Source organism: Clostridium sardiniense, from assembly GCF_050584765.1.
Classification (GTDB): Bacteria; Bacillota; Clostridia; order Clostridiales; family Clostridiaceae; genus Clostridium; species Clostridium sardiniense_A.
In genome coordinates, this window is the sequence record NZ_JBNOOR010000016.1 from 1 (window position 1) to 4752 (window position 4752).

Consider the following 4752-nt stretch of genomic DNA (forward strand, 5'->3'; position numbering starts at 1 on the left):
GTATTTTCTTTACTTTTAAGTGCTTTTATATTATCATTGTTACTGTACAATTTAAAAAACGTCCTTTCTTTTTGAAAGGAATACAGAACTTGTTAAGTTTATATCCCTTTATATTTTATGATTTTTACTCGCAATTTAAATTATAGAATAGAAGGAAAAACATAACAAGTTATTTTTTTACCTTTTTCGGCATAAAATCTACAAGCAAAATATACCTAAAGCAAGCAATATCAACGTTTTAACCGTAGTATTAAGTTTAAAACTGCAACAGAAATAGTTACCTATAGTATCAAGATAGTAGATTTTTTTCAAAATCCACTTCTTTTTATACTATGTAAACCAAATCGTATATTAAAAATTTTCTTAACTTATTTTCACAATAATTGTATGCAGTCATATGCTAAAACGTAAAATTAAGGAGTATATATATCTCCTGCACATGGGATATATACAACATAAAATTCAATCTAATATATGCATCTCAATTTAAAACGTAAAATTAAATAATAAAATATTTCTTTTATTTAAATCCTAAATAAAGGATCTGTTTTAGAACCAACGAATTTGTACCTGGATTTCGCTCATTTCTAAAGAATTTATATTTTAAATGTGGTATGCAACTCTACAAGAATAGCAAATAAAAAAAAGACCTATGCTGCAAGCATAAATCTTATTAATTATTATTTGTATTTATTTATATAATCTAGAATAGCGTAACTAAACACCTCGATCACTTTCTTATCCTTATGTGCAGCTAAATAGCTATCTAGTTGTTCTTTAACTTCCATGTAAAGCCTTATCCCCTTTGTAGCAGTATCTTTAGTATTATTAATATAATATCTTCCCTTTCTGCTATTATTTTTCTTATGACCATCTATAGAGCTTTCTAATTTATTTAATCTCTCTTCTAACTTCTTCAACTGCTTCTCTAAATGTTCAACTTTTACATCATTATTTATTTCATTTTCTATACTTTTATTCTTTAACTGCAATTCCAACTGTTTTATCTTTGTATTATTATTTACATCACTTTTTATAGTATTATTTGTGTCACTTTTTATATCATCTTTTGTATCGTCTTTTTTAATCTTAACATACGCCTTTAGGCTCTTGTTATACGCATATCCGCTTCTATTAAGCTTAGACTTTACACTACTTTCCTTTAATCCATTTGTGGAACTAAATTTATTTACACCAACACCCTCCTTTAATGCATCATTAACCATTTTTAATAGTTCTTCTATACTTATATCTTTAATATTCATCCTATCTCTTCCCCTTATCACTATTTACAAATATTGTAACATATATTGTGCCATTTTTTGTATTATAAAAGGCACTAATTATTAATTAATGCCTTCTAACTTTCTTCTGATATCATTACATTTTAAACTCTTTATACAAAGTTTTGATGCAAATACACTTATTCATACTATTTATCATTTTTATGCTCTTTTATAAGCTTATCCAATAGTAATCTACTAATAATCCACTTTTAGAGATTTCTCTTCTAATAATATTATGCAGATTCAAAATGTCTTCTGTAATGGCAAGGTTGACATAACACCTCTAAATCTTCATCCCTCTCATTCCAAATATTATCATATGTTTTATGATGAACATTAAGATTTTTATTACTTCCACATTCTTCACATCTATAGCCTGCACGCTTTAACGCCCTATCTCTAGTTCTTTCCCAATGTTCACTTTTAAGATAAGTATTATGATACCAGTCTTGCCCTTCTGTTAATTCTCTTTTATACTTCTGTTCACTATATTCATCTTTTTCGTAATTCTCTTTAGAATACTCATCAAGACCATATCCTATAAGAATTATTATTATAAATATTATCATTATAAATAATTCCATACAAAATCACCCTAAATTAGTTTCTGCAAACAATAGCATATTTATTCTAAACTTAAATATATTAGAAATATTTTTCTTTCAGGTTTACATCTAAATTAATTTTGATACAACAATAATAGGAGGGACGTATTTATGGAATATAAAATTAACAATACTATCTCCTTTAATATTTAAATTATTTTACTATAATACATTTTTTTGTTGTAATTTCTTTTTGTAATGTATATAACATATTGTTCCTCAATAATATTTGCAAGGAGATGATATAGAATGAGAATTAAATCATTTGAATTAAATTTAAATATTTTAGCTCTTAAATTAAAAATAAAAATAGTTATGTAATTTAATGTTCGAATGTTCGAATGTTTTATGACAGCTATCTTTAAAGATGGTATAATTTAAAAAAGATGGCGAAAGACAGGAGGTGACTCTATATGGAAGTAACTATCAAGATAAAAATTAAAAGACAGTTGCTGGAACAACTGCCTTCAATATTAGCCCTTCTTACATTTTTTTATGAAATATTAAAAGGGACTAATTAAAAAATATATTAATCTAAATACTATCCAAAGGTGAAAGAGTGGATAGTATTTTTTATTTGTCACTTTTTATTACTTTTACTTTATTATATATTACTTTAAAGCAAATTCAAATTAATATTAATTTAAATATTAATTCCAACATTACTACTCCTATTACACCACATAAGCTTAATGCAAGGAATATAACCCACATAAGCACTAAACTAATATTTTCTTTTATTTTTTCCATCTTTAATAACTCCTTTTAACAATCCTTTTTAAGAATTATTTCCAGGATAATATTATTTTAATACTTATAAGCTAAGTTTATATTATCTTCCGCTAATAACCTCATAAGGCTAAATAATATAAGCTCACTCGTGTTAAGCCCCCTTTTAGCTGCAAGAGATTCAATCTCCTTTTTTTGATCTTCACTAACTCGTATCTGAATCAATTTATTTTTCCTCATATTTCTCTTCCCTTCCCCATCACTTGTAATTACAAAGTACCTTTATGTAATTACAATAACATAGTTACCATAAAAGAATTTGTTGAAGTATAAGAGTAAATTCTAAGATTATTCCTACAACTTTATATATATTTTTACATAATTTCATTATATATAGATCTACATATAACCTATTTGTTTGGAAAAAAATTTTCTCAGAGAACAAATAATATAGGGATCAAGCATCAAGATATATCTGCTGCAATTAGAAAAGAAGTCTTTAAGGCTTCTTTTTTTTTGCCTAAAAACAGTTTAAAAGCTTACCCCCCCCTAGGTAATACCTAGGTAAATACTAAAGGAGGACAAGCAATATGAAGAAACTAATTTATGAAATAAATAATCTTAAATTATCAATAAAGCTTTATATAATTCAGCACCCTGAAGAAGTTGAATTTTTAATTAAATTGATTGATATGTTTATATCTTAATTTAATTATTAAATGCAAAACTAATTATAAGGTTAATTTCCTTATGGAAAACAAATATGGGGTTTTATTAGTTTTTAATGGTGTACATTCATTATTCAATAATTATATACTTATTATTTATATGTACACCATTACTCTTTTTATAATCGATCGTTAGATCACTTGTTAGAATTTGAGGTACTCTTTGGAGGGCCCCCGTGTCAGGATTTATTATATTTAAGGAAAAATTAAAGTAAATAGTTCACTGCGTTAAAAGCTTTAGCTTTTACTATTGACTTTAATCCATCCTTAAATAACAAGTAATTAAGCACGGGGATATTAGCTATCATTAACTTCTTCTATCTTTACTCCATTGTATTTACTATACTCCTCTTCTGTAAGCTCTCTTATCTTTTCTTCCTCGTATCTATCTATAAACCATTTATACATTAACTTATAGATATATTCCTCTTTGTCCTTTTCCTTATAGCAGTCTAAATCTCCGTTCTTATACATCTTAACTGCTTCTTTAAATAATCCACTGTATACAATCATCTGTTTGCCTTTTAAGGCGTTGTAGAATATATCGAAAACTTCTTGACTATGTAAATAATCATCATCCTTAGCCGCATATTTTGCTATCTCTATGGCTTCTTTACCATCTCTTATATCTCTTACTTTCTTAAAGTCTACTTGTGTAATAGAGCTATTTCCCGTAGCTTCCCTCCACAGTTGTAGCCATCTTTCTTGCTTGATCCAACCTCTATTGTTTTTTATATCATTTCTCTTAACGCTTATAATAACATGGAAGTGTGGATGGTATGTGTTATAATTTGGCTCTAAATCTCCAATCTTAAGCCCCTTATAATCATAATAATTTTTTTTCTTCTTATACAATGCTTTAGTTATGTAACGCTCGCTACTATAAGTAACCTCTAACTTTCTAACATAGCCTGTAACAACAGCTTGTACATCTTTACGCTGCATTAGTCTCTTGAAGCTTTTATTATAATGTTTTATCTCTTCTTCTAATTCTGCGCCAACAATATTTGGAGCAGTTAAGGTTAGGAAGTAAAATTCCTGGTCTTCTTCCTTCTGTAGATGCTCCATACATATTTTTATTTTTAATGCTTCCTTTAAGCTCTTACGCCACGCGCAAAATGGACAGAACCTATTCTTACAAAAGTTACCCTCAACTAGCTTTTTAATGCTAATTTCTTTATTAGTTATAAATCCTAGATAAGAGCCACAGTCTTTTATATATTCAAGATTTCTTTCACTTATTTTATCTTTTATAAAATTTTTAAACTTTATATTTCTTTCTTTCTTATCTTTACACTTATCCAATATTTCTTTCTTTTTTATCTTAGTATTTTCTTTACTTTTAAGTGCTTTTATATTATCATTGTTACTGTACAATTTAAAAAACGTCCTTTCTTTTTGAAA

At 26.7% G+C, this 4752-nt stretch carries 5 protein-coding genes; all 5 read right to left on the reverse strand.

The genetic code is table 11. From position 1 onward, the window contains the following. Positions 1 to 680: 680 nt before the first annotated feature. Positions 681 to 1265, reverse strand: a complete 585-nt coding sequence (locus ACQPUW_RS17160) for a hypothetical protein (RefSeq protein WP_430838658.1) — start codon at positions 1263 to 1265, stop codon at positions 681 to 683. Positions 1266 to 1519: 254 nt separating this feature from the next. Continuing rightward, the gene (locus ACQPUW_RS17165; RefSeq protein WP_430838659.1) at positions 1520 to 1870 is read right to left on the reverse strand and encodes an HNH endonuclease; all 351 of its coding nucleotides are present in this window, start codon (positions 1868 to 1870) and stop codon (positions 1520 to 1522) included. 648 nt (positions 1871 to 2518) lie between these two features. Further along, the gene (locus ACQPUW_RS17170) at positions 2519 to 2641 is read right to left on the reverse strand and encodes a hypothetical protein (RefSeq protein ID WP_430838660.1); all 123 of its coding nucleotides are present in this window, start codon (positions 2639 to 2641) and stop codon (positions 2519 to 2521) included. Between the two features lie 57 nt (positions 2642 to 2698). After that, positions 2699 to 2860, reverse strand: a complete 162-nt coding sequence (locus ACQPUW_RS17175; RefSeq protein WP_430838661.1) for a plasmid mobilization protein — start codon at positions 2858 to 2860, stop codon at positions 2699 to 2701. Between the two features lie 785 nt (positions 2861 to 3645). Then, positions 3646 to 4752: protein rep (locus ACQPUW_RS17180; RefSeq protein ID WP_430838662.1), on the reverse strand; the 1107-nt coding region annotated here is incomplete at its 5' end.

Coding starts and splice junctions, on each gene's coding strand:
- ACQPUW_RS17160 (WP_430838658.1), bottom strand. CDS start 1,265: ATGAATATTAAAGATATAAGTATAGAAGAACTATTAAAAATGGTTAAT.
- ACQPUW_RS17170 (WP_430838660.1), bottom strand. CDS start 2,641: ATGGAAAAAATAAAAGAAAATATTAGTTTAGTGCTTATGTGGGTTATA.
- ACQPUW_RS17175 (WP_430838661.1), bottom strand. CDS start 2,860: ATGAGGAAAAATAAATTGATTCAGATACGAGTTAGTGAAGATCAAAAA.
- ACQPUW_RS17165 (WP_430838659.1), bottom strand. CDS start 1,870: ATGGAATTATTTATAATGATAATATTTATAATAATAATTCTTATAGGA.